This is a genomic window from Sphaerotilus natans (assembly GCF_900156335.1).
Taxonomy (GTDB): Bacteria; Pseudomonadota; Gammaproteobacteria; order Burkholderiales; family Burkholderiaceae_C; genus Sphaerotilus; species Sphaerotilus natans.
In genome coordinates, this window is sequence record NZ_FTMZ01000016.1 from 58,037 (window position 1) to 84,100 (window position 26,064).

29 protein-coding genes are annotated in these 26,064 nt (G+C 71.3%); 17 read left to right on the forward strand and 12 right to left on the reverse strand.

Features of this window, described 5'->3' with window-relative positions; all coding sequences use genetic code 11:
• The gene (locus tag BW996_RS14315) at positions 1-633 is read right to left on the reverse strand and encodes a cation efflux transmembrane domain-containing protein (protein ID WP_037481149.1); all 633 of its coding nucleotides are present in this window, start codon (positions 631-633) and stop codon (positions 1-3) included.
• 106 nt (positions 634-739) lie between these two features.
• Here BW996_RS14315 and cadR point away from each other — a divergent pair, with 106 nt between their 5' ends.
• Both cadR and BW996_RS14325 read left to right on the forward strand, forming a co-directional pair.
• Entirely contained in the window at positions 740-1,222 is a 483-nt protein-coding gene (gene cadR / locus BW996_RS14320) for a Cd(II)/Pb(II)-responsive transcriptional regulator (RefSeq protein ID WP_037481147.1), read from the forward strand.
• Between the two features lie 93 nt (positions 1,223-1,315).
• Positions 1,316-1,894 (forward strand): PaaI family thioesterase, encoded by a 579-nt coding sequence (locus tag BW996_RS14325; protein ID WP_037481145.1) that lies wholly within the window; start codon positions 1,316-1,318, stop codon positions 1,892-1,894.
• Positions 1,895-2,055: 161 nt separating this feature from the next.
• Here BW996_RS14325 and BW996_RS14330 read toward each other — a convergent pair whose 3' ends face one another.
• Genes BW996_RS14330 through BW996_RS14340 form a run of 3 tightly spaced genes read right to left on the reverse strand, consistent with a single transcriptional unit; the run spans position 2,056 to position 5,056 of the window.
• Positions 2,056-3,522 (reverse strand): LutB/LldF family L-lactate oxidation iron-sulfur protein, encoded by a 1,467-nt coding sequence (locus tag BW996_RS14330; protein WP_037481143.1) that lies wholly within the window; start codon positions 3,520-3,522, stop codon positions 2,056-2,058.
• Positions 3,519-4,247, reverse strand: a complete 729-nt coding sequence (locus tag BW996_RS14335; protein ID WP_051631855.1) for a LutC/YkgG family protein — start codon at positions 4,245-4,247, stop codon at positions 3,519-3,521. The genes BW996_RS14330 and BW996_RS14335 overlap by 4 nt, the downstream gene beginning before the upstream one ends.
• Positions 4,248-4,264: 17 nt before the next feature.
• Positions 4,265-5,056: a (Fe-S)-binding protein gene (locus BW996_RS14340; protein ID WP_037481142.1), complete on the reverse strand. Its 792-nt coding sequence runs from the start codon at positions 5,054-5,056 to the stop codon at positions 4,265-4,267.
• 104 nt (positions 5,057-5,160) lie between these two features.
• Here BW996_RS14340 and BW996_RS14345 point away from each other — a divergent pair, with 104 nt between their 5' ends.
• Positions 5,161-5,883 carry a FadR/GntR family transcriptional regulator gene (locus BW996_RS14345; RefSeq protein WP_037481141.1) on the forward strand — a complete coding sequence of 241 codons (723 nt, stop codon included), beginning with the start codon at positions 5,161-5,163 and terminating at the stop codon, positions 5,881-5,883.
• Between the two features lie 7 nt (positions 5,884-5,890).
• Here BW996_RS14345 and BW996_RS14350 read toward each other — a convergent pair whose 3' ends face one another.
• Genes BW996_RS14350 through BW996_RS14365 form a run of 4 tightly spaced genes read right to left on the reverse strand, consistent with a single transcriptional unit; the run spans position 5,891 to position 10,762 of the window.
• Positions 5,891-7,468, reverse strand: coding sequence for a DHA2 family efflux MFS transporter permease subunit (locus tag BW996_RS14350; protein ID WP_037481140.1), 1,578 nt, complete (start codon positions 7,466-7,468; stop codon positions 5,891-5,893).
• On the reverse strand, positions 7,465-8,763 hold the full coding sequence (locus BW996_RS14355) for an HlyD family secretion protein (RefSeq protein ID WP_051631854.1): 1,299 nt from the start codon (positions 8,761-8,763) through the stop codon (positions 7,465-7,467). The genes BW996_RS14350 and BW996_RS14355 overlap by 4 nt, the downstream gene beginning before the upstream one ends.
• Positions 8,760-10,241: an efflux transporter outer membrane subunit gene (locus tag BW996_RS14360; RefSeq protein ID WP_037481139.1), complete on the reverse strand. Its 1,482-nt coding sequence runs from the start codon at positions 10,239-10,241 to the stop codon at positions 8,760-8,762. Before BW996_RS14360 ends, BW996_RS14355 begins: the two co-directional genes overlap by 4 nt.
• Complete coding sequence (locus BW996_RS14365) at positions 10,238-10,762, reverse strand: MarR family winged helix-turn-helix transcriptional regulator (RefSeq protein WP_081838072.1); 525 nt, start codon at positions 10,760-10,762, stop codon at positions 10,238-10,240. Before BW996_RS14365 ends, BW996_RS14360 begins: the two co-directional genes overlap by 4 nt.
• Before the next feature lie 258 nt (positions 10,763-11,020).
• On the opposite strand from BW996_RS14365, the gene BW996_RS14370 reads away from it, so the two are divergent.
• The 5 genes from BW996_RS14370 (at position 11,021) to BW996_RS14390 (ending at position 15,940) form a co-directional block, all read left to right on the forward strand.
• Positions 11,021-11,983: a sulfate ABC transporter substrate-binding protein gene (locus BW996_RS14370; RefSeq protein WP_139330891.1), complete on the forward strand. Its 963-nt coding sequence runs from the start codon at positions 11,021-11,023 to the stop codon at positions 11,981-11,983.
• Positions 11,984-12,096: 113 nt separating this feature from the next.
• Entirely contained in the window at positions 12,097-13,122 is a 1,026-nt protein-coding gene (locus tag BW996_RS14375; RefSeq protein WP_037481137.1) for a sulfate ABC transporter substrate-binding protein, read from the forward strand.
• Between the two features lie 21 nt (positions 13,123-13,143).
• Positions 13,144-13,977, forward strand: a complete 834-nt coding sequence (cysT, locus tag BW996_RS14380; protein WP_037481131.1) for a sulfate ABC transporter permease subunit CysT — start codon at positions 13,144-13,146, stop codon at positions 13,975-13,977.
• A 12-nt stretch (positions 13,978-13,989) separates the two neighbouring features.
• Positions 13,990-14,871 (forward strand): sulfate ABC transporter permease subunit CysW, encoded by an 882-nt coding sequence (gene cysW, locus BW996_RS14385; RefSeq protein ID WP_051631852.1) that lies wholly within the window; start codon positions 13,990-13,992, stop codon positions 14,869-14,871.
• A gap of 19 nt (positions 14,872-14,890) precedes the next feature.
• A complete protein-coding gene (locus BW996_RS14390; protein ID WP_037481129.1) occupies positions 14,891-15,940 on the forward strand; it encodes a sulfate/molybdate ABC transporter ATP-binding protein in 1,050 nt (349 codons plus the stop codon).
• 3 nt (positions 15,941-15,943) lie between these two features.
• Here the strand turns inward: BW996_RS14390 and BW996_RS14395 are convergent, their stop codons facing one another.
• Positions 15,944-16,912, reverse strand: a complete 969-nt coding sequence (locus BW996_RS14395) for a CysB family HTH-type transcriptional regulator (RefSeq protein WP_037481128.1) — start codon at positions 16,910-16,912, stop codon at positions 15,944-15,946.
• A 109-nt stretch (positions 16,913-17,021) separates the two neighbouring features.
• Between BW996_RS14395 and BW996_RS14400 the strand changes: the two genes are divergently transcribed.
• Positions 17,022-17,426, forward strand: coding sequence for a thioredoxin family protein (locus BW996_RS14400; RefSeq protein ID WP_076458969.1), 405 nt, complete (start codon positions 17,022-17,024; stop codon positions 17,424-17,426).
• Here the strand turns inward: BW996_RS14400 and BW996_RS14405 are convergent.
• Positions 17,384-18,088: a histidine phosphatase family protein gene (locus BW996_RS14405; RefSeq protein WP_051631851.1), complete on the reverse strand. Its 705-nt coding sequence runs from the start codon at positions 18,086-18,088 to the stop codon at positions 17,384-17,386. The genes BW996_RS14400 and BW996_RS14405 overlap by 43 nt on opposite strands.
• Positions 18,089-18,246: 158 nt before the next feature.
• Between BW996_RS14405 and secB the strand changes: the two genes are divergently transcribed.
• Both secB and BW996_RS14415 read left to right on the forward strand, forming a co-directional pair.
• Entirely contained in the window at positions 18,247-18,696 is a 450-nt protein-coding gene (gene secB / locus BW996_RS14410; RefSeq protein ID WP_037481127.1) for a protein-export chaperone SecB, read from the forward strand.
• A 2-nt stretch (positions 18,697-18,698) separates the two neighbouring features.
• The gene (locus BW996_RS14415; protein ID WP_037481126.1) at positions 18,699-19,682 is read left to right on the forward strand and encodes an NAD(P)H-dependent glycerol-3-phosphate dehydrogenase; all 984 of its coding nucleotides are present in this window, start codon (positions 18,699-18,701) and stop codon (positions 19,680-19,682) included.
• Positions 19,683-19,703: 21 nt separating this feature from the next.
• On the opposite strand, the gene trmL is transcribed toward BW996_RS14415, so the two are convergent.
• Together trmL and BW996_RS14425 are read right to left on the reverse strand one after the other, a co-directional pair.
• Positions 19,704-20,177: a tRNA (uridine(34)/cytosine(34)/5-carboxymethylaminomethyluridine(34)-2'-O)-methyltransferase TrmL gene (gene trmL / locus BW996_RS14420; protein ID WP_037481125.1), complete on the reverse strand. Its 474-nt coding sequence runs from the start codon at positions 20,175-20,177 to the stop codon at positions 19,704-19,706.
• A 7-nt stretch (positions 20,178-20,184) separates the two neighbouring features.
• Positions 20,185-20,874: a ComF family protein gene (locus BW996_RS14425; protein WP_051631850.1), complete on the reverse strand. Its 690-nt coding sequence runs from the start codon at positions 20,872-20,874 to the stop codon at positions 20,185-20,187.
• 28 nt (positions 20,875-20,902) lie between these two features.
• Here BW996_RS14425 and BW996_RS14430 point away from each other — a divergent pair, with 28 nt between their 5' ends.
• The 6 genes from BW996_RS14430 (at position 20,903) to BW996_RS14450 (ending at position 26,061) form a co-directional block, all read left to right on the forward strand.
• The gene (locus tag BW996_RS14430) at positions 20,903-21,823 is read left to right on the forward strand and encodes a methyltransferase domain-containing protein (protein WP_076458974.1); all 921 of its coding nucleotides are present in this window, start codon (positions 20,903-20,905) and stop codon (positions 21,821-21,823) included.
• Positions 21,824-22,161: 338 nt separating this feature from the next.
• Entirely contained in the window at positions 22,162-23,331 is a 1,170-nt protein-coding gene (coxB, locus tag BW996_RS14435; RefSeq protein WP_037481123.1) for a cytochrome c oxidase subunit II, read from the forward strand.
• 15 nt (positions 23,332-23,346) lie between these two features.
• Positions 23,347-24,975 (forward strand): cytochrome c oxidase subunit I, encoded by a 1,629-nt coding sequence (ctaD, locus tag BW996_RS14440; RefSeq protein WP_037481121.1) that lies wholly within the window; start codon positions 23,347-23,349, stop codon positions 24,973-24,975.
• Between the two features lie 78 nt (positions 24,976-25,053).
• On the forward strand, positions 25,054-25,140 hold the full coding sequence (locus BW996_RS22535) for a cytochrome oxidase small assembly protein (protein ID WP_375131466.1): 87 nt from the start codon (positions 25,054-25,056) through the stop codon (positions 25,138-25,140).
• Positions 25,141-25,168: 28 nt separating this feature from the next.
• On the forward strand, positions 25,169-25,783 hold the full coding sequence (locus BW996_RS14445; protein WP_051631849.1) for a cytochrome c oxidase assembly protein: 615 nt from the start codon (positions 25,169-25,171) through the stop codon (positions 25,781-25,783).
• Positions 25,780-26,061 carry a DUF2970 domain-containing protein gene (locus tag BW996_RS14450; RefSeq protein ID WP_051631848.1) on the forward strand — a complete coding sequence of 94 codons (282 nt, stop codon included), beginning with the start codon at positions 25,780-25,782 and terminating at the stop codon, positions 26,059-26,061. The genes BW996_RS14445 and BW996_RS14450 overlap by 4 nt, the downstream gene beginning before the upstream one ends.
• The last annotated feature ends 3 nt before the right edge of the window (positions 26,062-26,064 follow it).

Consider the following 26,064-nt stretch of genomic DNA (forward strand, 5'->3'; position numbering starts at 1 on the left):
TCATGCGCTGCGCCATTCGACGCGCGCCTGCCGGATCACCGCCACCGCCGCCGACAGCGCCAGCCCGCCCATGACGCCGGCGACGATCAGGTCCGGCCAGCCCTGGCCGGTGCCGAAGACGCCCAGCGCGGCGGCCATCACCGCGACATTGCCGATGGCGTCATTGCGGCTGCACAGCCAGACCGAGCGCATGTTGGCGTCGCCCTCGCGCCAGGCGTAGAGCATCGCCGCCACCGCGACATTGGCCAGCAGCGCCAGCGCGCCGACCGCGCCCATCGTCGCCGCCTCGGGCACCGTGCCCTGCGAGAAGCTCCACAGCGCGCGGCCCAGCACCACCAGGCCGAACAGGCCCATGCTCGCGCCCTTGAGCAGCGCCGCCCCGGCGCGGTGGCGCAGCGACAGGCCCAGCACCCACAGCGACACGCCGTAGTTGGCCGCGTCGCCCAGGAAATCGATCGCATCGGCCAGGAGCGATACCGAGCCCGAGCGCAGGCCCGCGCCGATCTCGACCGCGAACATCGCCGCGTTGATCAGCAGCGCCACCCACAGCACGCGGCGGTAGCGCCCGCCGGTCGGCGCCGGCGGCGGGGAGCAGGCGTGGCCATGGCCGTGGCCGCAGCAGGAATCGCTCATCGGGGACATCTCCATCATCAAGGGTCGGGATGGAGGCATTGCAAACCCTGCAGCGGCTTCAGGGTCAAGCCCTGACGGAGTGCCCCGCACATGCGAGCATCGACGCATGAAGATCAGCGAACTCGCCCGCGCCACCCGCACGCCGGTGGGCACCATCCGCCACTACGAACGCGAGGGCCTGCTGCCCGAGCCGCCGCGCCAGCAGGACAACGGCTACCGGCGCTACGGCCCGGCCGATGTCGAGCGGCTGGGCCTGATCCGCCAGGCGCGCGCGCTCGACATGTCGCTGGACGAGATCCGCGTGCTGCTGGCGCTGCACGACACGCCGCAGGCGCCGTGCGACGCGGTCAACGCGCTGCTCGACGAACACATCGGCCATGTCAGCGCGCGCATCCTGGAGCTGCAGCAGCTCGAGGCGCGGCTGCGCGCGCTGCGCGCTCGCTGCGAGCGCGCCAGCGACGCCGGCCACTGCGGCATCCTCGCCGGGCTGGCGGCAGGCGACGGCCAGGGCGCCGCGGACGCGACGGGTGCAGCGGGCGTTCACGCCGGCGTGCATGTCGGCGGCTCGCACCGCGGCCACGGGCATTGACCCGGATCTGACCCGCGGGTGACAGCGCCCGCCCCGCCTGGCGTGTTCTTCTGCGGTCGCCCGGACTGCCCGGACGCTGACGAGGAGACCCCGATGAGCCACGCCGACACCGATCCCGCCGCCTCTCCGGCCGATTCTCCCGCCGCCACGCTGGCGCGCTGGCTCGACGACGAGCAGCGGGTGCGCGCCACCCTGGGCCCGCCCGGCGTCGCCCGGCCCGCACAGATCGCGCATCTGAGCGGCATGGAATGGTTCGCCGCGATCAGCCGCGGCGAGCTGCCCTCGGTGCCGATCGGCGCGACGATGGACTTCCTGCCGATCGAGTTCGAGCCCGGCCGCTTCGTCTTCCAGGGCCGGCCGGACCTGCGCCACGCCAACCCGATGGGCACCATCCACGGCGGCTGGATCGCGACGCTGCTGGACTCCTGCGTCGCCTGCGCGGTGCACACGATGCTGCCGGCCGGGCGCGCCTACACCACCGCCGAGCTGAAGATCAGCTATGTGCGCGCGCTCACGCCGCAGGTCGAGCGGGTGCGCGCCGAGGGCCGGGTGATCCATGCCGGCCGCCAGGCCGGCTTCGCCGAAGGCCGCCTGTTCGGCCCCGACGGTCGCCTCTACGCGCACGCGACGACGACCTGCATCGTGCTGTCGACCCGCGCGGCGGAGGGCTGAGATCGCGGCGCATCGTGGGTCCTCGCCTTCGCGAGGATGACGGAGGAAAAGCCGAGGATGGCGGAGGAAAGGCCGAGGATCACGGAGACTCTGCCGTCATGCCCGCGCAGGCGGGCACCCACGCACGCACCAACGTGCCGACCCGAGCCCTCACTCAGCCCTCAGCGTTCGTCCTTCAGCCGCTCGCGCAGACCCCGCGCCGCCGGCCGCAGCGGCGTGCGGCTCGCGGTCCAGCCGGCCTGCCACGGCGGCGTGAAGCCGCGCAGCCGATGCGCCATGCCAGTCAGCGTGCCGTAGAGGCCCGGACTGGCGTTGACCTTCGCCCAGGCCTTCCAGGCCAGCGCCTCCTTCCAGTCCTTCGCGCTGGCCTGGCCGGCCAGCGGCGCGTGGCCCGGCTCGGCATCGTGCTTGGCGGCGTGGCGCAGCTGCATCAGCAGCTCGGGGATCGGAATGCCGACCGGACAGACCTCGGCGCAGGCGCCGCACAGGCTGCTGGCGGTGGGCAGGTCCTGCGTCGGCTCCAGCCCGAGCAGGTGCGGCGAGATGATCGAGCCGATCGGCCCCGGATAGGTCGTGCCGTAGGCCAGGCCGCCGATGCGCGCATAGACCGGGCAGTGGTTCATGCACGCGCCGCAGCGGATGCACTGCAGCGTCGGGCGGAAGTCGGCATCGCGGTAGGCCTGGGTGCGGCCGTTGTCGAGCAGGACCAGGTGCAGCTCGCGCGGGCCGTCGAGCTCGCCCTCGCCTTCTGGCCCCCCCTCGCGGCGCGGCCCGGTGATGACGTTGAGGTAGGTCGTGATCGCCTGGCCGGTGGCCGAGCGGGTCAGCAGGCTGTAGAGCGGCAGCACCTGCTCGAAGGTCTCGACCACCTTCTCCAGGCCGGTGATGGCGATGTGCACGTCGGGCACCGTGGTGCACATGCGCCCGTTGCCCTCGTTCTCGACCAGCACCAGCGTGCCGGTGTCGGCGACCATGAAGTTCACGCCCGACACCCCGATCGGCGCGTCGCGGAACTGGTCGCGCAGCACGCGCCGGCCGATGGCGATCAGCGCGTCCACGTCCTCGGTGTAGGGCGTGTCGGGAATCTTGTCCTCGAACAGCGCGGCGATCTGCTGCTTGGTCTTGTGGATCGCCGGCATGATGATGTGGCTCGGGCGCTCGCCGGCGAGCTGGACGATGTACTCGCCCATGTCGCTCTCCAGGCAGTCGACGCCGTGCTCCGCCATGCGGTGGTTGAGCTCGATCTCCTCGCTGACCATCGACTTGCCCTTGACCATCGCCCGCGCGCCGTGGCGCTGCGCGATCGCCAGGAAGATGGCGTTGGCGTCCTCGGGCGTCTGCGCCCAGTGGACGTGCACGCCGCGCGCCGTGAGGTTCGTCTCCAGCCGCTCCAGCAGCTCGGGCAGCTTGGAGAGGCTGTACTGGCGCACCGCCTCGCCGACGCCGCGCAGCGCCTCGAAGCCGTCGCGGTCGCTGAAGTGGCCGGCGCGCTTGGTCTGCAGGAAGTCCATCGCGCTGCGGAAGCTCGCGCGCAGGTGGTCGTCATCGACCGCAACGCGGGTATTGGCCTTGAACTGGCGCGGATCGACGAAGGTCAGCGGGGCTTCATGGGCGTGGGCAGCGGTCATGGCGAGACCTCCAGGTCGTTGACGAGCACGATCACCAGCGCCTTCGGGCCATGCGCGCCGAAGGCCAGCACCTGCTGGATGTCGGCGGTCTTGGACGGGCCGGTGACCAGCACCAGATTGGTCGGCATGCCGGTGGCGGCCAGGTCCTGCGCGGCAATCGCCGCGGGCAGGCTGGCGAACAGATCGCTGGCGCGCAGCACCGCCACATGCAGCGGCGGCACCAGCGACAGCGTGCGCGGCTCGGCCGGCCCTGGGCGCAGCACCAGCGTGCCGGTGTCGGCGATGCCGGCGCGCGCGGTGGTCAGGCCGGCGTCGATGCGGTCGAACAGCTCGGTCTTCCAGCGCTCCAGCGGCCGGTCGAAGCGGCAGGTCTCGACCTCGGCCAGCGCCGCCGCGAAGCCGGGATCGGCGGCCGGCCCGCGGCCGATGGCCACGCGGCGCGCGCCGTGCTCGGCCAGCACCGCGCGCACCACTGCCGGCCAGTCGGCGGGCGTGGCGTGGCACACGTCGGCGCGCCAGCCGCGCGCGGCGGCCTCGAACGGAGCGATCAGCGTGGCCGGATCGATGCGCGCGCCCAGGCGCCCGCGGCCGAACGGCCCGGCGTGATAGGCCGCCAGCGGCGGCACGGGCAACGGCTGCGACGGCGCGCTCTGGCGCAGCCGGGCGAGGATGGCGCCACGGGCGGCGCCGGTGTCCGGCAGGGGCTGGGACGGGGTCGTGCTCATGGATCGGGGCTCCGGGTTCAGTCGGTGACCTGCTGCGCCGCGCCCGGCAGGCCCAGGCGCTCGCGCAGGAAGCTGCCGATGTGCACGCAGCGCGGCTCGCCGGCGGCGCAGCCGCCGCGCTTCTGGGCAGCGTGGTGCAGGTTGAGCAGGCAGCCGCAGTCGGCGCTGACGATGACCTCGGCACCGGTGGCGCGCACGCTCGCCAGCTTGTCCTCGACCATCGCGCCCGAGATCGCCGGATGGCGCGCCGAGAAGGTGCCGCCGAAGCCGCAGCACTCGGCCTCGCGCGCCTGCGCCACCACCTCGACGCCGGGCAGCGCGTCCAGCAGCGCGCGGCTGGGCACCTGCACGCCCATCTCGCGCCGCGCCGAGCACGAGGTGTGCAGCGCCACCTTCACCGGCCGGCTGGACGGCGCCGCCGCCAGCCGCGCGCCCAGGCCCAGCACGTCGCGCACGAAGGTGCTGAACTCGACCACCCGCGCGCCGATGTCGCGCGCCTTCGCCAGCCGCCCGGAATCGTCAGCGAACAGCCGCGGCCAGTGGTGCACCATCATCCCGGCGCACGAGCCCGAGGGCACGACGATCGGCCAGGCCTCGGGGAACAGGTCGAGCTGGGCTGCCGCGACGGTGCGCGCCTCGTCGGTGTAGCCGCTGGTGTAGGCCGGCTGGCCGCAGCAGCTCTGCGCCTGCGGAAACTCGACCCGCAGGCCGGCGTCGCGCAGCAGCGCGATGGCGTCCATGCCGGCCTGCGGCGCCATCAGGTCGACGACGCAGGTGGCGAAGAAATAGACGGAAGAAGGCTTGGGCATGGCGGTCGGGCGGCGGCGGATCCGGTGGGGCGCAGGGGAAGCCGATGATGCGCGTGCGCCCGTCAGGGCCTACAGTGGTCAGACCAATTCCCGATCACGTTCCGATGAAGCACGCCCTCGCCGCCCGTCTGCCCGACCAGCTCGCCTCGCGCCTGGAGCGCGCCATCCTGGCCGGCGAGCACCGCCCGGGCGAGCGCCTGCCGCCCGAGCGCGACTGGGCGGCGCGGCTGGGCGTGTCGCGCGCGGCGCTGCGCGAGGCGCTCGGGCAGCTGGCCGAGCGCGGGCTGGTGATCCGCCGCCACGGCGCGGGCACCTTCGTCAGCGATCAGCCCGACGCGCGCCGCGCCGACGCCTGGACGCAGCTGCTGCAGCGCCAGCCGCTGATGCAGGCCGACCTGCTGGAATTCCGCGACATGCTCGAGGCGCGCTGCGCCGAGCTGGCCGCCGAGCGCGCCGACGAGAGCGACCGGGCGCGGCTGGCGGCCTGCCACGCGGCGGTGGCCGCGGCCTACGCCGGCCGCGACCGCCCGGCGCAGGTGCGCGCCGACGTGGCCTTCCACCGCGCCATCGCCGACGCGACCCGCAACCCCGTCTTCTCCTACCTGGTGGCGACGCTGCTGGCGCTGCTGCACGAGCATGTGAACCTCAGCATCGCCGACCTGGCGCCGGACTCGGACGAGGCGCGTGCGCTGGCCGCGCAGCACGAGGCGCTGTGGCGCCGCATCGAGGCGCGTGATCCGGCCGGCGCCGCCCAGGCGGCGCGCCGCCACATCGACTTCGTGCGCCAGCGCTGGCAGCGCGCGCTGGACGACGCCAGCGCCCGCTGAGCCCGGCTCAGTGCGCGCCGCCGGCGTCCACCGCCGCGGCGCCCGCACGGCGCGGCGGGCGCCGCGTCAGCCAGACCATCGGCACCAGCAGCAGGAAGATCGCCGCCGAGGCCAGGAAGACATCGTCGACCGCCAGCGTGTAGGCCTGCTGGCTCACCAGCCGGTCGAGCTGCGCCAGCGCCTGCCCCGGCTCCAGACCGCCGGCCTGCATCTGGCGCAGCGCCTCGTCGGCGGCCGGCACGCCGGGCTGCAGGTGCTCGACCAGCTCGGCGTGATGGGTGATCGCGCGGTCCTGCCACAGCGTCGTCGCCACCGAGGTGCCCATCGCGCCGGCGGTGATGCGCACGAAGTTCGACAGCCCCGCAGCCGAGGGCACCTTGGCCGGCGGCAGCCCGGCCAGCGTCAGCGTCGTCAGCGGAATGAAGAAGAAGGACAGCGCCGCGCCCTGGATCAGCGTCGGGATCAGGATCGAGGTGAAGTCGTTGCCGGTGGTGAAGCGGCTGCGCATCCACAGCACCAGCGCGAACAGCAGGAAGGCGCCGGTGGCCATGCGGCGCGGATCCCACTCGGCCACCTTCTTGCCCACCAGCGGCGTCAGCAGGATGGCCAGCAGCCCCACCGGCGCCATCGCCATGCCGGCCCAGGTCGCGGTGTAGCCCATCCACTGCTGCAGCCACATCGGCAGCAGCACGACATTGCCGAAGAACAGCCCGTAGGCCACCGACAGCGTCAGCGACCCCCACAGGAAGTTGCGCCCGGTGAACAGCCGCAGGTCGACGATCGGATGCGCCTCGGTCAGCTCCCAGGCCAGGAAGAAGGCGAAGCCCAGCACCGCCACCACCGCCAGCGCGATCACCTCGCCCGAGTGGAACCAGTCGAGCTCGTGGCCCTTGTCGAGCATGAGCTGCAGCGCGCCGACCCAGATCACCAGCAGCGCCAGCCCGACGCTGTCGATCGGCAGCCGGCGCGTGGGCGTCTCGCGGCGGCGGTAGATGCGCCAGGTGATGCCCGCCGCCAGCAGGCCGAAGGGCACGTTGATGTAGAAGATCCACGCCCAGTGGATGTGGTCGGTGATCCAGCCGCCCAGCAGCGGCCCGACCACCGGCGCCACCAGCGTCGTCATGCCCCACAGCGCCAGCGCGGTGCCGGCCTTGGCGGCGGGGTAGCTCGACAGCAGCAGCGTCTGCGACAGCGGGATCATCGGCCCGGCCACCAGGCCCTGCAGCACGCGGAAGGCGATCAGCAGCTCCAGCGTCGGCGCAAAGCCGCACAGCCACGAGGCCAGCACGAACAGCATCACGCTCCAGGTGAAGAGCCGCACCGCGCCGAAGCGCTGCGTCAGCCAGCCGGTCAGCGGCACCGAGATCGCGTTGGCCACGCCGAAGCTGGTGATGACCCAGGTGCCCTGCGACGGGCTCACGCCCAGGTCGCCGGCGATCGCCGGCAGCGACACGTTGGCGATCGAGGAGTCGAGCACGTTCATGAAGGTCGCCAGCGACAGCGCCAGCGTGCCCATCGCCAGCGCGCCACCCGAGAGCGGAGCGGGAGCCGCGGCGCCGCTCGCGCCGGCCGGCGCCGCGCTCATGCGCTCGGGCTCCGCAGCGGCGCCAGCGTCAGCGGACGCGCCGCCGGGCGCGAGGCGGCCACGCCAGGCAGCGCCGCGCCGCGGTGGGCGGCGATGATGCGCTGCACGTCGGCCTCGGCCTCGCGGTCCAGGTCGTCGTAGACGCGGGTGCGGTCCTCGGGGCGGGCGGGCGCGCTGACCGGCGCCAGCACCGCGCCGTCCTGCTTCTCGACATCGACGGTCACGTTCATCGACAGGCCCACGCGCAGCGGGTGCGCGGCGACTTCCTTCGGATCGAGCTCGATGCGCACCGGCACGCGCTGCACCACCTTGATCCAGTTGCCGGTGGCGTTCTGCGCCGGCAGCAGCGAGAAGGCCGCACCGGTGCCCGCCCCCAGGCCGGCGACCCGGCCGTGGTAGACCACCTGGCTGCCGTAGACATCGGCCACCAGCTCGGCCGGCTGGCCGATGCGCAGATTGCGCAGCTGGCCTTCCTTGAAGTTGGCATCGACCCAGACGCCGGCCAGATCGACCACCGACATCACCGGCGCGCCGGCCTGCAGGCGCTGGCCGAGCTGCACGCTGCGGCGCGCGACATGGCCGTCCAGCGGCGCCGGCAGCTCGGTGCGGCGCAGCGCGATCCAGGCCTCGCGGACCTTGGCGGCGGCGCGCTGCACCTGCGGCAGCGTCTCGATCGGGCCGCCCTCGACCAGCACGCCGCTGCCGCGCTGCTGCTCGCGCGCCGTGGCCAGCGCGGCGCGGGCCGACTCGACCGCGCTGCGCGCGGCCGCCAGCTGCGCGGTGGCGTGCTGGAATTCCTCGCGGCCGACCGCGCCGCTGTCGACCAGCCCGGCGCGGCGATCGACATCGGCCTGGGCGCGCGCCATGTCGGACTGCAGGCGCTTGAGCTCGGCCTCGCGCAGCGTGATCTGCGCCGTGAGCGCGTCGCTGCCGCTGTGGATCTGGCGCACCTCGCGCACCGTCTGCGCGAGCTGGGCCTGAGCCTGTTCGAGCGCAAGCCTGGCGTCGGTCGGATCGAGCTTGAGCAGCCTCTGGCCGGCGCGCACATGGTCGGTGTCGTCGGCCTCGATGGCGACGACGGTGCCGCCGGTCTGCGCGGTGACCTGGACCACGCGGGCCTGGACGTAGGCGTTGTCGGTGCTCTCGCTGTGGCGAGCCACCAGCGACCACCAGGCGGCGTAGGCGCCGCCGGCCAGCAAGGCCGCGGCGGTGATGCCGATCAGCGCCCGGCGGCGCGTGGCGGGCGCGGCGGCCGGTGCGGCCGCGGCGGGAGAGACGGGAGGTTGGCTGCTCATCGGGTCGAGCTCCGGGTGGGATCGAGTTCGGCGGTCGCGCGCGGCGCGTCCGGCGGAAGCACGGGCGCGGCATGGCCGCCGCCCAGCGATTGCATCAGCTGCGCCTGCGTGTCGAGCACGCGGGCCTGCAGGTCGACCGCGGCGCGGCGCTGCGCCAGCAGCTGCTGCTCGGCCGACAGCACGGTCAGGTAGCCGGCCAGGCCGGCGTCGTAGCGGCGCTGCGCGGCGTCGAAGGCCTGCTCGACGCCGGCCAGCGCACGAGCCTGCTCCTGGCGCTGCGCCTGCACCGCGCGGCCCGAGGCCAGCGCATCGGCCGACTCGCGCACGGCCTCCAGCACCGCGCCGTTGTAGGCGGCCACCGCCGCGTCGATCTCGGCGGCGCGCACCTGAAGCTGCGCACGCAGCCGCCCGGCGTCGAACAACGGCAGGCGCAGCGCCGGCGCGATGCCGGCCTGGCGGCTGTCGAGCTGCAGCACGCGGTCCAGCCCGAGCGCGCTCAGGCCGACGAAGGCGCTGATCTGCACATCCGGGTAGAACTGCGCGCGCGCCTCGCGGGCGTTCTGCGCCGCGGCCTCGACGCGCCAGCGCGCCGCGACGATGTCGGCGCGACGCCCGAGCAGGTCGGTGCTGACGCGCCCGTCCGCCAGCGGCGCCGGCTGCAGCGCCGCCAGGCGGGGCGCCAGCGCGTCCAGCGCCTCGGGTGGCTGCTGCGTCAGCGCGGCCAGCGCGTGGCGCGCCAGCGTGATCTGCTCGTCGAGCATCAGGCGCTGCGTGCGCGCATCGGGCACCGCGGCCTCGGCCTGATGCAGCTCGACCTGGGTGTCGAGGCCGCTGCGCACCCGGGCGCGCACCAGCTCGAGCGTGCGCTCGCGCAGCTGCACCGCCCGGTCGGCGACCTCGCGCTGGCCGAGCAGCCGCGCCAGCGCGACGTACTGGCGCACCACCGCGGTCGCCAGCCCCTGGCGCGCATGGGCCAGCTCGGCCTCGGCCGCCAGCTCCTGGCCGACGGCGGCCGCCAGCGCGGCGCGGTGCCGGCCGAAGAAGTCCGGCGACCAGCTGCCGCCGAGCTGGATCGTGCCGGTATCACGTACCGTGCCGGCCACCGGTGCCGGCACCATGCCATTGGCGGTGTAGCGCTGGCGGGCGGCATCGACCGACAGGCCCGCCTGCGCCTGACCGGCCGCATCGACGCCACGACCGGCGGCCTGCGCCCGCGCCAGCCTCGCCGTGGCCGCCTGCACGCCGGGATGATCGGCCACCGCACGCTCGACCAGCGCATCCAGCCGCGCATCGCCAAAGGCCTTCCACCAGCCCTCGGTGGCGCTCAGCTCGGTCGCGCCGGCCTCGGCGACGCTCAGACCGATCCGGGCGGGCTCGACCGGCGCCAGCAGCAGGCGCGACGGCCCCGGACTGGCGCAGCCGGCCAGCACCAGCGCGCCGGCCAGCAGCGTCAGGGTCAGGCTCGTGCGCCGTCTCATGCCGGGTCTCCCCCGGCGCGGGCGCGCATCGCCTCGCCATTGGCCAGCATGCGCTGCAGCAGCGACATCAGCATCTCGAACTCCTCGGGCCGGAAGCCCGCCAGATGGGCATTGAGCACCTCGACCAGCACCGGCGGCACCTTCTCGGCCACCTCGCGGCCCGCCTCGGTCAGCGCCAGCTGCACGACGCGTCGGTCGGTGGTCGAGCGCTCGCGCCGCACCAGGCCCTTGGCCTCGAGCCGGTCGAACATGCGCGTGATCGCGGCCGGATCGACATCGAGATCGCGCGCCAGCACCGCCGCGGTCACGCTGTCCGGACAGCCCTTGAGCAGCTTGAACAGCGGCATCCACTGCGCATGCGTCAGGTCGTGCTCGGCCAGCCGCCGGTCGGCCTCCATCAGCACCGAACTCAGCACCCGGCGCATCAGCAGGCCCAGGCTGCGGTCGGGGCTGTAGGTGCTGCAGTCGTAGATCGGCGGCAGCGCGCCGGCAGGATCGTGCCCGGTCTCATGGTCATTCATGGGTCGCGATTTTCATTGACCAATCAATGATTGACCAGTCAATACACTATGACCCTGATGATCACGAGGATTTCTCATGCACCGGGCTCATGCACCCGGCGCATGTCGATCCTCGAATCGATTCGTTGGCCGCGGAAGGCGCGCTGCCTAGCATCGACGCTCATCACCCCCTGCCCCGAAAGAGACGAACCGATGCGCCGCCGCCCCACTCTGCACGCCCTGTCCCTGGCCCTGACTTTCGCGCTGGGCGCCGGTGGGATGACGCTGGCGCCCCAGGCACAGGCCCGCGACTTCACGCTGCTCAACGTCTCCTACGATCCGACGCGCGAGCTCTACCAGGACTTCAACAAGGCCTTCGCGGCGCACTGGAAGGCCAGGACCGGCGACAACGTGACGGTCAAGGCCTCGCACGGCGGCTCGGGCAAGCAGGCCCGCTCGGTCATCGACGGGCTGGAGGCCGACGTGGTCACGCTGGCGCTGGCCTACGACATCGACGAGATCTCGGACAAGGCCAAGCTGCTGCCCACTGATTGGCAGAAGCGCCTGCCGCACGCCAGCTCGCCCTACACCTCGACCATCGTCTTCCTGGTGCGCAAGGGCAATCCGAAGGGCGTGAAGGACTGGGCCGACCTGGCCCGGCCGGGCGTCTCGGTCATCACGCCCAACCCGAAGACCTCGGGCGGCGCGCGCTGGAACTACCTGGCCGCCTGGGGCTGGGCGAAGAAGACCTACGGCTCCGACGCGAAGGCGCTGGAGTTTGTGCAAAAGCTCTTCGCCAACGTGCCGGTGCTCGACACCGGCGCGCGCGCCTCCACCGTCACCTTCGTCGAGCGCGGCATCGGCGACGTGCTGCTGGCCTGGGAGAACGAGGCGCTGCTGGCGCTGAAGGAGCTGGGCCCGGGCAAGTTCGAGATCGTGGCCCCCGCGCAGTCCATCCTGGCCGAGCCGCCGGTGGCGGTGGTCGACAAGGTGGTCGACAAACGGGGCACGCGCGCGGTCGCGCAGGGCTATCTGGAGTACCTCTACTCGGCCGAAGGCCAGGATCTGGCCGGCCAGAACCACTACCGCCCGATCGACCCGAAGGCCGCGTCCAAGTACGCCGCGCAGTTCCCGAAGATCGAGCTGTTCCGCCTCGACGACGTGTTCGGCAGCTGGCGCGAGGCCCAGAAGACGCACTTCAGCGACGGCGGCACCTTCGACCGCGTCGTCACCCGGCGATGAAGGCCGCAGACGGCCTCGATATGCGATCAACGCATAAGCAACCAACAAAAAATGCGTTGTACGCAGAACGCGCCGGTTCTACGATCCGCAGCCTCCCCGCCCATGAGCCCGACATGAACCACACGACCCGTCGCCACCTTCTGCGCCACGCCGCCGCCGCCCTGACCGCCGTCGCCGGCCTGATGCCGGCCGGTGCCGCGCTGGCCGCGCCGCCGCTGCTCAACGTCAGCTACGACGTCTCGCGCGAGTTCTACAAGGACTACAACAAGGCCTTCGCCGCGCACTGGAAGAAGACCACCGGCGAGGACATCGTGCTGAACCAGTCGCATGGCGGCTCGAGCAAGCAGGCGCGCGGCGTCATCGAGGGTCTGGAGGCCGATGTCATCACGATGAACCAGGCGCTCGACATCGACGTGGTCGCCGACAAGGGCCTGATCGCCGCCGACTGGGCCCGGCGTCTGCCCAACAATGCCGCGCCGACCAGCTCGCTCACCATCTTCCTGGTGCGCAAGGGCAATCCGAAGGGCGTGAAGGACTGGGCCGATCTGGCCCGCCCGGGCACCTCGGTCATCATCCCGAACCCGAAGGTCACCGGCAACGGCCGCTACGGCTACCTGGCCGCCTGGGGCTCGGTGATCAAGGCCGGCGGCACGCCGGCGCAGGCGCGCGATCTCACGCAGAAGATCTTCGCCAACGTGCCGGTCTTCGACGGCGGCGGCCGCGCCGCCACCACGACGTTCGCGCAGCGCAACATGGGCGACGTGCTGGTGACCTTCGAGAGCGAGGTGCAGTCCATCGTCGAGGAGTTCGGCAAGAACTTCGACATGGTCTATCCGAAGAGCACCGTGCTGGCCGAGAACCCGGTCGCGGTGGTCGACAAGGTGGTCGACCGCAAAGGCAGCCGCAAGCAGGCCGAGGCCTACCTGAAATACCTCTGGAGCGAGGACGCCCAGGAGATCGCCGCCAAGCACAACCTGCGCGTGCGCGACCCGAAGGTGACCGCGAAGTACGCCAAGGATTTCCCGACCGTGCCGACCTTCACCGTCGACGAGATCTTCGGCAGCTGGAAGAAGGCGCAGGCCGAGCATTTCAACGACGGCGGCGTCTACGACCAGATCCTCGGCGCCGGCCGCAAGTAAGCCTCACCGCCCCTCCCCGCCATGCTGTTCTCCCGCGCGCTGCTGCGCCGTCACAGCGTGCTGCCCGGCTTCGATCTCGCGCTGGGCTTCACGCTGCTCTATCTGAGCCTGATCGTCCTGATCCCGCTGGCGGCCGCCTTCCTGAAGGCCGCCTCGATGACCTGGCCGGCCTTCTGGGACGCAGTCTCCTCGCCCCGGGTGGTCGCGTCCTACCGGCTGACCTTCGGCGCCTCGCTGGCGGCGGCGGCCATCAACGCGGTCTTCGGGCTGATCATCGCCTGGGTGCTGGTGCGCTACGACTTCCCGTTCAAGCGCCTGGTCGACGCGCTGGTGGACCTGCCCTTCGCGCTGCCGACCGCGGTGGCCGGCATCACGCTGACCGCGCTCTACGCCGAGAACGGCCTGATCGGCCAGTGGCTGCCGTTCAAGGTCAGCTTCACGCCGATCGGCGTCTTCGTCGCGCTGCTGTTCATCGGCCTGCCCTTCGTGGTGCGCACGCTGCAGCCGGTGCTCGAAGACCTGTCGAAGGAATACGAGGAGGCCGCCGCGACGCTGGGCGCCGACCGCTGGCAGACCTTCCGGCTGGTGATCCTGCCGATCCTGCTGCCAGCGCTGACCACCGGCTTTGCGCTGGCCTTCGCCCGCGCGCTGGGCGAGTACGGCTCGGTGATCTTCATCGCCGGCAACCTGCCGATGGTCAGCGAGATCACGCCGCTGATGATCATCAGCAAGCTCGAGCAGTACGACGTGCCCGGCGCCACCGCGATCGCGGTCGTGATGCTGCTGATGAGCTTCGTGATGCTGCTGGTCATCAACCTGCTGCAGGCCTGGACGCGCAAGCGCCAGGGCCAGTGAAACGAGAACCTCATGAGCGGACCCCTGATGTCTTCCCGCGCCGAAGGGCGCAATGCCACCGCCGAGCCGGCCTGGGTGCGGCGCACGCTGATCGCGGTGGCGCTGCTGTTCCTGGCGCTGTTCCTGTTCGTGCCGCTGGCCACCGTCTTCTTCGAGGCCCTGAAGAAGGGCTGGGAGGTCTACCTGGCGGCGCTGGTTGAGGACGACGCACGCTCGGCCATCTGGCTGACCCTGATCGCCGCGGCCATCTCGGTGCCGCTGAACCTGGTCTTCGGCGTGGCCGCGGCCTGGTGCATCGCCAAGTTCGAGTTCCGCGGCAAAAGCCTGCTGCTGACGCTGATCGACCTGCCCTTCTCGGTCAGCCCGGTCATCGCCGGCCTGATCTTCGTGCTGGTGTTCGGCCTGCAGGGCTGGTTCGGCGAAGCCTTGCGCGACCATGACCTGAAGGTGATCTTCGCGGTGCCGGGCATCGTGCTGGCGACCGTCTTCATCACCTTCCCCTTCGTCGCGCGCGAGCTGATCCCGCTGATGCAGGCGCAGGGCCGCGAGCAGGAGGAGGCCGCCGTGGTGCTGGGCGCCAGCGGCTGGCAGGTGTTCCGCCGCGTGACGCTGCCCAACATCAAGTGGGCGCTGCTCTACGGCGTGATCCTGTGCAATGCCCGCGCGATGGGCGAGTTCGGCGCCGTCTCGGTGGTGTCAGGCCACATCCGCGGCCAGACCAACACGATGCCGCTGCACATCGAGATCCTCTACAACGAATACCAGTTCGCGGCGGCCTTTGCGGTGTCGTCGCTGCTGGCCGGACTGGCGCTGGTCACGCTCGGACTGAAATACCTGGTCGAACGGCGGGTGAAGGCGCAGCTGAGCAGCGCCCGCCAGGACGACACGCACTGAACCGCCACCGCGAGACGCCATGAGCATCGAGATCCGTGATCTGAACAAGCGCTTCGGCGCGCTGACCGTCTGCGACAACGTGAACCTGACCATCGGCTCGGGCGAGCTGGTGGCGCTGCTGGGCCCGTCGGGCTCGGGTAAGACCACGCTGCTGCGCATGATCGCCGGCCTGGAGGTGCCCGATGCGGGCCAGGTGCTGTTCCAGGGCGAGGACGCCACCGACGCCCATGTGCGCGAGCGCCAGGTCGGCTTCGTCTTCCAGCACTACGCGCTGTTCCCGCAGATGACCATCTTCGAGAACGTCGCCTTCGGCCTGCGCGTGCGCCCGAAAGCCACGCGCCCCAGCGAGGCGGCCATCCGCGCCAAGGTCACCGAGCTGCTGAAGCTGGTGCAGCTCGAAGGCGTGGCCGAGCGCTACCCGCACCAGCTCTCCGGCGGCCAGCGCCAGCGCATCGCGCTGGCGCGCGCGCTGGCAGTCGAGCCCAAGGTGCTGCTGCTCGACGAGCCCTTCGGCGCGCTCGACGCCAAGGTGCGCAAGGAGCTGCGCCGCTGGCTGCGCCGGCTGCACGACGAGATGCACGTCACCAGCGTCTTCGTCACCCACGACCAGGAGGAGGCGATGGAGGTGGCCGACCGCATCGTCGTGATGAACGAGGGCCGCGTCGAGCAGGTCGGCAGCCCCGACGAGGTCTACGACCGCCCGGCCACGCCCTTCGTGCTGCAGTTCCTCGGCGACGTCAACCTCTTCCACGGCCGGCGCGACCATGCGCCGGGCGAGGTCAGCTACGTGCGCCCGCACGAGATCGACATCGTCGCCGCGCCCGAGCCCGGCAGCTGGGCCGCCACGCTGGCGCATGTGCTGACGGTCGGCCCCAACACCCGGCTGGAGCTGCGCCGCCAGGGCGACGAGGCGGCGGTCGACGTCGAGCTCTCGCGCGAGACCTGGACGCGGCTGCGCGAGCGTCTGGCGCTGCGCCCCGGCGACACGGTGCACCTGAAGCCGCGCCGCCTCACCCGCTTCGACGCCAGCGGCACGAACGTGGCGGACGATCCGGCCGCGGCGATCTGAGGATCAGATCTCGAACCCGCCGTCGTCACCGCCGGCGGCGGCCTCGCGCATCGCCCGCTCGACCAGCGCCGGCGTCAGCGGCGAGGCAAAGCAGCGGATGAACTCGTAGGCGTAGCGGCGCAGGTAGCTGCCGCGGCGCAGCGCCAGCCGGGTCATGCTGGCGGCAAAGAGGTGGCGCGTGTCGATCGCACGCAGGCCCAGGTCGCGGCTCTCGTCATAGGCGATCGAGGCGACGAGGCCGACGCCCATGCCCAGCTCGACATAGGTCTTGATGACATCGGCGTCCATCGCCGCCAGCACGACGTCGGGCTTCAGGCCGTGGCGCGCGAAGGCCTGGTCGATGTGCGAGCGGCCGGTGTAGCCGCCCTCGTAGGTGATCAGCGGAAAATCGGCCAGCCGGCGCAGCGTGAGCGTGCGGCCCTGCTCGGCTTCCCGCGCCAGCACATGATCCGGCGGCACCACCACCACATGAGTCCATCGGTAGCACGGCAGCGCCACCAGGCCGGCGGTCTCGGCCAGCACCTCGGTGGCGATGCCGATGTCGGCCTCGCCCGAGAGCAGCATCTGCGCGACCTGCTGCGGCGAGCCCTGGTGCATCTGCAGCACCACCTGCGGATGCGTGGCGCGGAAGTCGCGCACCGCCGGCGGCAGCGCGTAGCGCGCCTGCGAGTGGGTCGCAGCGATGACCAGCGTGCCGCGGTCCTGCGCGGCGAAGTCCTCGCCGGCGCGGCGCAGGTTGTCGGCATCGCTCAGCAGCCGCTCGACGATCGGCAGCACCACCTCGCCCGGCGCGGTCAGGCCGGTCAGGCGCTTGCCCGCGCGCACGAAGATCTCCACGCCCAGCTCGGTCTCGAGCTCGCGGATCTGGCGGCTGACACCGGGCTGCGAGGTGTGCAGCGCCTGGGCCACCTCGGTCAGATTGAAGCCGCGACGCACGGTCTCGCGGACGGAACGCAATTGCTGGAAGTTCACCGCGGCGATTGTTGGCCGGCCCGCTTGTGCGATCAACCAACGATTGCTTGGATCGTCATGCGCAAAACGAATAAGAGGCCACGGCGGACCGCTCTGGCACACTGCCGCCATGACGTCCGCCGAACCGACCGCCGCCACGATCTCCGTCGTCTGCCTGTGCGCCGGCTGGTGCACCACCTGCCAGGCCTACGGCGCGACCTTCGCGCAGCTGGCGCGCGACTGGCCGCAGGCGCGCTTCGCCTGGATCGACATCGAGGAGCACAGCGACGCGCTGGGCGACGCGGCGCTCGACATCGCGAACTTCCCCACCGTGATGGTGCTGCGCGGCGCGCGGCCACTGTTCTTCGGCACGATCCTGCCGCATGCGGGCACGCTGGCGCGACTGGTGCAGTCGGCGCTGGAGGGGGGCGCCACGCAGGCGGTGGACGCCGGCGGCCAGGCGCTGGCCGCGCCGGTGGCGGCGCTGCTGGCTCAGGGCGTCGGCGGCGTCGAGGGCACCGGGGCCGCGGCGTAGCGCACGCTCAGCGACACCGTCGAGGGCTGGGCCGGCAGGCCGGCCAGATGATCGGTCTCGCCCCAGGCGTCGATCGACAGCACGCCGGCCTGCCAGCGCAGCCGGTTCAGGCCGGCATTCGGGATCGCGCAGGCCCGCGCGCTCGACAGCGGCTGGCCGCTGACGCGGCGCCAGAGCATGTCGAGCACGCCGCCGTGCGTCACCACCAGCACCCGCGCGCCGGCATGGCGCGCCGCCAGCGCATCGAGCGCACCGTTCACCCGCGCCGAGAAGGCGCGCACGCTCTCGCCGCCGGGCAGCGCGAAGTCGGCGTCCTGGCGCAGCCACTGCTGCCACAGCGCGGGATGGCGCGCGATCACCTCCTCGGCCGTCAGCCCCTCGAACAGGCCGAAGCCCTGCTCGCGCCAGACCGGATCGACCTCGGGCCGGGCCGCGCGCCGGGCCAGCAGCGGCGCGGCGGTCTGGCGCACCCGCAGCAGGTCGCTGCTGACGACCTGGTCGAACGGCTCATCGGCGAGGCGCTCGGCCAGCCGCTCGGCCTGCAGCAGACCGGTCGCATTGAGCGGCACATCGAGCTGGCCCTGGAAGCGGTGGACCCGGTTCGAATCGGTCTCGCCGTGGCGGACCAGCGTGAGAAGCGTCGGCGGCGTGCGATGAATCATGGTCGGCCAGTATGCGGGCTGGCCACACCGGGACGACAGGCCCGACGCTGCATAATCTGCCGGCCCTGCGACCGGCGTGCACTATCGCCGTCCGGCCGTGGCCAGGCAGACTCGATCCCATCCGATTCCCTTCCTTCCATCACCACCGAGACCCGATCATGGCCGACATTCAAGACGCGCAACCCGTTTTCCAGATCCAGCGCGTGTACCTGAAGGACCTGTCGCTGGAGCAGCCGAACTCGCCGCAGATCCTCGTCGAGCAGGGCCAGCCGTCCGTCGACATCAACCTGGCCGTCGAGGTGCAGCCGGTGGTCGAGGGCATCTACGAAGTCGCGGTGACCGCCACCGTGACCACCAAGCTCGGCGACCGCACCCTGTTCCTGTGTGAGGCCAAGGAAGCCGGCATCTTCGAGATCCGCAACATCGAGGAAGACCAGATGTCGCCGATCCTGGGCATCGCCTGCCCGGGCATCGTCTACCCCTACCTGCGCGCCGTCGTGGCCGACACCGTCACCCGCGCCGGCTTCCCGCCGGTGCATCTGGCTGAAGTCAACTTCCAGGCGATGTACGAAGCCCAGCAACAGGGCAACGGCGCGCTGAACGCCTGACGATGCAGATCTCGGTGCTCGGCGCCGGAGCGTGGGGCACCGCGCTCGCGGCGCAGGCGGCCACCCGCCACCCGACCCGGCTCTGGGCCCGCGATCCGGCCCAGGCGGCAGCAATCGCCGCCAGCCGGCGCAATGCGCGCTATCTGGCCGATGTCGCGCTGCCCAGCGCGCTGGAGGTCACCGCCGACCTGGCCGACGCGCTGGCGCATGCCGGCACCGACGGCCTGCTGATCGTCGCCACGCCGATGGCGGGCCTGCGCGAGATGCTGCAGCGCCTGCCCGACGGCGCGGCGGTGCTGTGGCTCAGCAAGGGCTTCGAGGCCGGCAGCGGCCGGCTCGGCCACGAGATCGCCCGCGAGGCGGCGCCGCAGCTGCGCGCGGGCGTGCTCAGCGGCCCGAGCTTCGCGCTCGAGGTCGCGCGCGGCCAGCCCACCGCGCTGGTGGCGGCCAGCCAGGACGCGGCGCTGTGCCAGTCGGCCATCACCGCGCTGCATGGCCCGACGCTGCGCATCTACTCGTCGAGCGATCCGGTCGGCGTCGAGGTGGGCGGCGCGGTCAAGAACGTGCTGGCCATCGCCACCGGCATGGCCGACGGCATGAATCTGGGCCTGAACGCGCGCGCGGCGCTGATCACCCGCGGCCTGGCCGAGATGACCCGGCTGGGCCTGGCCCTGGGCGGCCGTGCCGAGACCTTCATGGGCCTGTCCGGCCTGGGCGATCTGGTGCTGACCGCCACCGGCGACCTCTCGCGCAACCGCCGCGTCGGCCTGAAGCTGGCCGAGGGCCAGACGCTCGAGCGCATCCTGGTCGAGCTCGGCCATGTGTCGGAAGGTGTCTACAGCGCGCGCACCGTGCTGGAGCGCGCCACCGCGCTGGGCGTGGAGATGCCGATCACCCGCGCGGTGGTCGGCGTGCTGCAGGGTGACTGCACGCCGCGCGAGGCGGTGCAGGCACTGATGCAGCGCGAGGCCCGCTCCGAAAGCTGAACAACGCGGGACGCGCGCCGCTCAGGCGGCGCCGGCGTAGCCGTTCTGCCGCCAGGCCTCGAACACCGTCACCGCCACCGCGTTGCTCAGGTTCAGGCTGCGCTGCTCGGGGCGCATCGGCAGGCGCACCCGCTGCCCTGTCGGGAAATGCCCGTCGCGCAACGCCGGCGGCAGGCCGCTGGTCTCGCAGCCGAAGACCAGCCAGTCGCCCGGCTGCCAGGCCACCTCGGCGAAGGGCCGGCTGCCGCGGGTGGTCATCGCGAACATGCGTGCCCGGTCGGGCTGGCAGGTCTCCAGCAGCGCCTCCCACGAGGCATGGCGCCGCACCGGCGCGTACTCGTGATAGTCGAGGCCGGCACGGCGCAGCAGCTTGTCATCCATCGAGAAGCCCAGCGGCTCGACCAGATGCAGCTCGCAGCCGGTGTTGGCCGCCAGGCGGATGACGTTGCCGGTGTTCGGCGGGATTTCGGGGTGGACGAGGACGATGCGGAACATGCCCGGATCATCGCCGATCGGCATGCGCCACCACCCAGACCTGCACCTCGCGCGCACCGGCCTGTTGCAGCACGGCCGCCAGCTCGGCGGCGGTGGCGCCGGTCGTCAGCACGTCGTCGACCAGCGCGACCGAGGCGCCGGCCAGCAGCCGGCGGCCCGCCGGCGTGAGCGCGAAGGCGCCCTTCAGATTGCGTCCGCGCGCCTGACGGTCCAGCCCGACCTGGTGCGGGGTGTCGATCAGCCGCTCGACCAGATCGGCGCGCGCCTGCAGGCCCAGCGGCGGCGCCAGCCGGCGCGCCAGCTCCCAGGACTGGTTGTAGCCGCGCTCGCGCAGGCGTGGCCGGGCCAGCGGCACCGGCAGCACCCAGTCCGGCCAGCGCAGCCGGTCCGCGTCGGCCGCCTGCTGCAGGGCCTGGGCCAGCAGCGCGGCCAGCGGCGTGGCCAGCTCGCAGGCGCCGCCGTACTTGAAGTCGGCGATCAGCGTGCTCCAGGGCGGCTGGTAGGCGAGCGCGGCATGGCCGATCAGCCCGGCGTCCGACAGGACCACCGGCGGCTCGGCCGCGAAGGCGGACTGGCAGCGGGCGCAGATCACCTGGTCCTGCCAGCCGGCGCAGACACGGCAGCGGCTGCCCAGGCCGCGCAGCAGGCGCGACCATCGTCCCAGCGGAGAAACCGATCCGGTGCTGCGCGCGGCCATGGCCGGCTCACTATACTGCGCCGGCATCATGCAAGACGCCTCTTCCCCCGCCGCTGCCGATGCCCCGCGACTGCGCGCGCCGCGCATCGCCCCTGCCGCCCTGGCCCGCCATCTGGCGCAATCCGCGAAGCGCCCGCCCCCGTGGCTGCACGAGGAGATCGCTCGCCGCATGGACGAGCGCCTCGGCCTCATCCTGCGCCAGCCGGCGAGCCTGATCGACTGGTGGAGCCCGACCTCGGGCGGCGCCGCGCTGCTGCAGGCGCGCTATCCGCAGGCGCGGCTGCTGCGCACCGGCCTGGACGGCCGCCCGCTCGAGGACGAGGCCCGCGACGAGGGCCGCTGGTGGCAGCGCCTGCTCGGTGCCGGCCGCGCCCGCCCTGCCAGCGAGAGCGAGGCGCCCGCCGAGCTGCTGTGGGCCAACATGATGCTGCACTGGATCGACGACCGGCCGGCGCTGCTGGCGCGCTGGCATGCGCTGATCGCGGTCGACGGCTTCCTGATGTTCTCCTGCTTCGGCCCGGACACCCTGGCCGAGCTGCGTGCGATCTGGGCCGAGGCCGGCTGGGGCGCGCCCGGCAGCGACTGGATCGACATGCACGACCTCGGCGACGATCTGGTGCAGGCCGGCTTCGCCGATCCGGTGATGGACATGGAGCGGCTGACGCTGACCTGGGACTCACCGCAGGCGCTGCTGGCCGAGCTGCGCACGCTCGGCCTGAACACGCACCCTGCTCGACAACCCGGATTGCGGGGCCGGCAATGGCGCCGGACACTGGAATCGACCCTCACCGACCGGCTGCGCGGCCCCGACGGACGCCTGCATCTGGGCTTCGAGATCATCTACGGCCATGCCTTCCGTCCGGTCGCCCGCCCGCGTGTCGAGGCCCGCACCGAGATCTCCCTCGACACGATGCGCGAGATGACCCGCCGTCGACCGGCCTCGCCCTGAACCGATCCGGGCTCAATCCTCACGGCCTGCGGCAGCCCAGTCCAGGACCCGCCCTCCGACGCCGGCTGTCGGCAAGCCTCCATCGCGACTCTCTGTTGATGCAGATCATTCATTCCACGAAAACCACTGATCCGCATCAAGAAAAAATTCACTGAAATCGCTTCCAGACCATCGGGACTTGTCGGGATGTCCGAAAGACCCGCTCGGCGTCATGCTTTGACTCAGCCCTCGCGGCCGACCGTCCGGTCCAGCCTGCGCGTGGCCTGACAAGAAGAGCAGAACACGAGACAACGCCCAAGCCGACGCGATGGCCGGCTGGAGAGAAAGCGAGCGCAGAGATGTCGAGCATTTCCCCTTGGCTGGGTGCAGGCCGCGCCGGTCTGACTGGCTGGATCCTGCTGGGCGCCACCGCAGCGCAGGCGGTCAATGACCTGCCCGGCGGCCCGGCCGTGCGCCAGATGAGCTACGCCAAGCCCGCCACCCAGATCGCGGCCCAGATGGACTGGCTGCACTCGGTGATGATGGTCATCTGCGTGCTGATCTGCATCGCGGTCTTCGGGGTGATGTTCTATTCCATCCTGAAGCATCGCAAGTCGCGCGGCCACAAGCCGGCCGACTTCCACGAGAGCGTCAAGGTCGAGATCGCCTGGACGGTGGTGCCCTTCCTCATCGTCATCGGCATGGGCGCGATGGCCACCAAGACGGTGGTCGCGCAGAAGGACACCACCAATGCCGACATCACCATCAAGGCCACCGGCTACCAGTGGAAGTGGGGCTACGACTACCTGAAGGGCGAGGGCGAGGGCATCAGCTTCCTGCAGACGCTCGACACCAGCCACCGCGCGATGTCGGACGCCGGCCAGCCCGCCGGTGACGACTACCTGCTGAAGGTCGACAACCCGCTGGTGGTGCCGGTCGACAGCAAGATCCGCATCATCACCACGGCCACCGACGTCATTCACGCCTGGATGATCCCGCAGTTCGGCGTCAAGCAGGACGCGATTCCCGGCTTCGTGCGCGACACCTGGTTCCGTGCAGACAAGACCGGCGACTTCTACGGCCAGTGCGCCGAGCTCTGCGGCAAGGAGCACGCCTACATGCCGATCCACGTCAAGGTCGTGACGGCGCCCGAGTACACCGCCTGGGTCGAGGCCGAGAAGAAAAAGATCGCCGCCCGCGCCGACGATCCCAAGAAGGAATGGAAGCTGGCCGACCTGGTCGCCCGCGGCGAGAAGGTCTATGCGGCCAACTGCGCCGTCTGCCACCAGGCCAACGGCAAGGGCGCCGGCCCGATCAAGGCGCTCGACGCCTCGGCCGTCGTGCTCGATGCCGACAAGGGCCGCCAGATCGCGGTGCTGCTCAACGGCCAGAACAACGGCGCGATGCCGGCCTGGAAGCAGCTCTCCGACACCGAGATCGCCGCCGTCATCACCTACACGAAGAACGCCTGGTCCAACCGCACCGAGCAGATAGTGCAGCCGGCCGACATCGTCGCCGCCCGCAAGTAAGAAGGACGACCCAGCATGAGCGCAGTTCTCCACCCGGGCGGTCACGGCCACGACGCTGCCCACGACGATCACCACCACGCGCCGCACGGCTGGCGGCGCTGGGTCTTCGCGACCAACCACAAGGACATCGGCACGCTGTACATGCTGTTCAGCTTCGCGATGCTGATGGTCGGCGGCGTGCTCGCGCTGCTGATCCGCGCCGAGCTGTTCCAGCCGGGCCTGCAGTTCGTCAACCCGGAGCTGTTCAACCAGCTCACGACGATGCACGGCCTGATCATGGTGTTCGGCGCGATCATGCCGGCCTTCGTCGGCTTCGCGAACTGGATGCTGCCGCTGCAGATCGGCGCCTCCGACATGGCCTTCGCGCGGATGAACAACTTCAGCTTCTGGCTGATGATCCCGGCGGCGCTGGTGCTGGTGATGTCCTTCTTCATGCCCGGCGGCGCGCCGGCCGCCGGCTGGACGCTCTACGCGCCGCTGACGCTGCAGATGGGCCCGTCGATGGACGCGGCGATCTTCGCGATGCACATCATGGGCGCGTCGTCGATCATGGGCTCGATCAACATCATCGTGACCATCCTCAACATGCGCGCGCCCGGCATGACGCTGATGAAGATGCCGATGTTCGCCTGGACCTGGCTGATCACCGCCTACCTGCTGATCGCGGTGATGCCGGTGCTCGCCGGCGCGATCACGATGACGCTGACCGACCGCCACTTCGGCACCAGCTTCTTCAACCCGGCCGGCGGCGGCGACCCGATCATGTACCAGCACATCTTCTGGTTCTTCGGGCACCCCGAGGTCTACATCATGATCCTGCCGGCCTTCGGCATCGTCAGCCAGATCATTCCGGCCTTCGCGCGCAAGAAGCTGTTCGGCTATGCCTCGATGGTCTACGCCACCGCCTCGATCGCCATCCTGTCCTTCATCGTGTGGGCGCACCACATGTACACGACCGGCATGCCGCTGACCGGCCAGCTGTTCTTCATGTACGCCACGATGCTGATCTCGGTGCCGACCGGCGTGAAGGTCTTCAACTGGATCGCGACGATGTGGCGCGGCTCGATGACCTTCGAGACGCCGATGCTGTGGGCGGTGGGCTTCATCTTCGTGTTCACGATGGGCGGCTTCACCGGCCTGATCCTGTCGATGGCGCCGATCGACATCAACCTGCAGGACACCTACTACGTCGTCGCGCACTTCCACTACGTGCTGGTGGCGGGCTCGCTGTTCGCGCTGTTCGCCGGCGTCTACTACTGGGGCCCGAAGTGGTCGGGCGTGATGTATTCGGAGACGCGCGGCAAGATCCACTTCTGGGGCTCGCTGATCACCTTCAACATCACCTTCTTCCCGATGCATTTCCTGGGTCTGGCCGGCATGCCGCGTCGCTACGCCGACTACCCGATGCAGTTCACCGACTTCAACATGCTGGCCTCGATCGGCGGCTTCGGCTTCGGGCTGATGCAGGTCTACTTCTTCCTGTTCATCGTCGTGCCGATGATGCGCGGCCAGGGCGAGAAGGCCCCGCAGAAGCCCTGGGAAGGCGCGGAAGGCCTGGAGTGGGAAGTGCCCTCGCCGGCGCCCTTCCACACCTTCGAGACGCCGCCGAAGCTCGACGCCACCGCCACCCGCGTGATCGGCTGACCCTGGAGAATCGCCATGAACGAACAGCCCACCTGCTCGCCCGACGACGACCGGGCCGCCGATCGCCGCAGCGCCAATGTGCGCCTGGCGCTGATCCTGGCCTCGGTCGCCACCGTCTTCTTCGTCGGCTTCGTCGCGAAGATCGCGCTGCTGGGCGGCGCCTGAGCTCGCCCCGCCCCAACCCGGACCCGAGATGAGCGCCCGCCACGCCCCGCCCGGCACCGCCGCAGCCGACCCCACGCTGCGGCGCGACAACCGGCAGCTGCTGGGCAAGCTGTGCCTGATCGCGGCCGTGATGTTCGGCTTCGGCTATGCGCTGGTGCCGATGTACGAGGCGATCTGCACCGCGCTGGGCATCAACGTGCTGACGCTCAACGAGCAGCGCACCTCGGCGCATGCGGCCCGCGCCGACCGGACCAACACCCAGGTCGACACCAGCCGCACCATCACCATCGAGTTCGACGCCAACGCGCGCGGCCCCTGGGACTTCCGCCCGGCGCAGCGCTCGGTCACCGTGCATCCGGGCGAGGTCGCCACCGTGATGTACGAGTTCCGCAACATCCAGGACCGCACGATGGCGGCCCAGGCCATCCCGAGCTACGCCCCGAAGCAGGCCACCGCGCACTTCAGCAAGCTCGAGTGCTTCTGCTTCAACGAGTACGTGCTCAAGCCGGGTGAGTCGAAGACCTGGCCCGTGGTCTTCGTCATCGACCCGAAGCTGCCGAAGGACGTCACCACCATCACGCTGTCCTACACCTTCTTCGAGGTCGGCGCCAAGGTGCCGGCCGCGCCCGGAGGGGGCTCATGAGCACGCCGCAGGATCCTCGTCGCGACCCGGCCCCGGCCTCGCCGCGCACCTCGGCCGACGAGCTGCGCGAGGTGGTGGCCCGCAAGGGCTCCTTCGTGCAGACGCTCAAGGCGGTGGCCTGGTCCTTTCTCGGCATCCGTCGCGGCGCCGGCTGGCAGGAGGACATCAGCCGGCTCAACCCGGTGCATGTCATCGTGGCCGGCCTGATCGGCGCGGCGCTGTTCGTCGGCGCGCTGGTGCTGCTGGTGCGCTGGATCGCCGCGTCCTCCCCGGGCTGAGGC

Bases quoted from the DNA above. Each gene is read 5' to 3' on its own strand.
- BW996_RS14315 (WP_037481149.1), bottom strand. From the start codon at position 633: ATGAGCGATTCCTGCTGCGGCCACGGCCATGGCCACGCCTGCTCCCCG.
- cadR (WP_037481147.1), top strand. From the start codon at position 740: ATGAAGATCAGCGAACTCGCCCGCGCCACCCGCACGCCGGTGGGCACC.
- BW996_RS14325 (WP_037481145.1), top strand. From the start codon at position 1,316: ATGAGCCACGCCGACACCGATCCCGCCGCCTCTCCGGCCGATTCTCCC.
- BW996_RS14330 (WP_037481143.1), bottom strand. From the start codon at position 3,522: ATGACCGCTGCCCACGCCCATGAAGCCCCGCTGACCTTCGTCGATCCG.
- BW996_RS14335 (WP_051631855.1), bottom strand. From the start codon at position 4,247: ATGAGCACGACCCCGTCCCAGCCCCTGCCGGACACCGGCGCCGCCCGT.
- BW996_RS14340 (WP_037481142.1), bottom strand. From the start codon at position 5,056: ATGCCCAAGCCTTCTTCCGTCTATTTCTTCGCCACCTGCGTCGTCGAC.
- BW996_RS14345 (WP_037481141.1), top strand. From the start codon at position 5,161: ATGAAGCACGCCCTCGCCGCCCGTCTGCCCGACCAGCTCGCCTCGCGC.
- BW996_RS14350 (WP_037481140.1), bottom strand. From the start codon at position 7,468: ATGAGCGCGGCGCCGGCCGGCGCGAGCGGCGCCGCGGCTCCCGCTCCG.
- BW996_RS14355 (WP_051631854.1), bottom strand. From the start codon at position 8,763: ATGAGCAGCCAACCTCCCGTCTCTCCCGCCGCGGCCGCACCGGCCGCC.
- BW996_RS14360 (WP_037481139.1), bottom strand. From the start codon at position 10,241: ATGAGACGGCGCACGAGCCTGACCCTGACGCTGCTGGCCGGCGCGCTG.
- BW996_RS14365 (WP_081838072.1), bottom strand. From the start codon at position 10,762: ATGAATGACCATGAGACCGGGCACGATCCTGCCGGCGCGCTGCCGCCG.
- BW996_RS14370 (WP_139330891.1), top strand. From the start codon at position 11,021: ATGACGCTGGCGCCCCAGGCACAGGCCCGCGACTTCACGCTGCTCAAC.
- BW996_RS14375 (WP_037481137.1), top strand. From the start codon at position 12,097: ATGAACCACACGACCCGTCGCCACCTTCTGCGCCACGCCGCCGCCGCC.
- cysT (WP_037481131.1), top strand. From the start codon at position 13,144: ATGCTGTTCTCCCGCGCGCTGCTGCGCCGTCACAGCGTGCTGCCCGGC.
- cysW (WP_051631852.1), top strand. From the start codon at position 13,990: ATGAGCGGACCCCTGATGTCTTCCCGCGCCGAAGGGCGCAATGCCACC.
- BW996_RS14390 (WP_037481129.1), top strand. From the start codon at position 14,891: ATGAGCATCGAGATCCGTGATCTGAACAAGCGCTTCGGCGCGCTGACC.
- BW996_RS14400 (WP_076458969.1), top strand. From the start codon at position 17,022: ATGACGTCCGCCGAACCGACCGCCGCCACGATCTCCGTCGTCTGCCTG.
- BW996_RS14405 (WP_051631851.1), bottom strand. From the start codon at position 18,088: ATGATTCATCGCACGCCGCCGACGCTTCTCACGCTGGTCCGCCACGGC.
- secB (WP_037481127.1), top strand. From the start codon at position 18,247: ATGGCCGACATTCAAGACGCGCAACCCGTTTTCCAGATCCAGCGCGTG.
- BW996_RS14415 (WP_037481126.1), top strand. From the start codon at position 18,699: ATGCAGATCTCGGTGCTCGGCGCCGGAGCGTGGGGCACCGCGCTCGCG.
- trmL (WP_037481125.1), bottom strand. From the start codon at position 20,177: ATGTTCCGCATCGTCCTCGTCCACCCCGAAATCCCGCCGAACACCGGC.
- BW996_RS14425 (WP_051631850.1), bottom strand. From the start codon at position 20,874: ATGGCCGCGCGCAGCACCGGATCGGTTTCTCCGCTGGGACGATGGTCG.
- BW996_RS14430 (WP_076458974.1), top strand. From the start codon at position 20,903: ATGCAAGACGCCTCTTCCCCCGCCGCTGCCGATGCCCCGCGACTGCGC.
- coxB (WP_037481123.1), top strand. From the start codon at position 22,162: ATGTCGAGCATTTCCCCTTGGCTGGGTGCAGGCCGCGCCGGTCTGACT.
- ctaD (WP_037481121.1), top strand. From the start codon at position 23,347: ATGAGCGCAGTTCTCCACCCGGGCGGTCACGGCCACGACGCTGCCCAC.
- BW996_RS14445 (WP_051631849.1), top strand. From the start codon at position 25,169: ATGAGCGCCCGCCACGCCCCGCCCGGCACCGCCGCAGCCGACCCCACG.
- BW996_RS14450 (WP_051631848.1), top strand. From the start codon at position 25,780: ATGAGCACGCCGCAGGATCCTCGTCGCGACCCGGCCCCGGCCTCGCCG.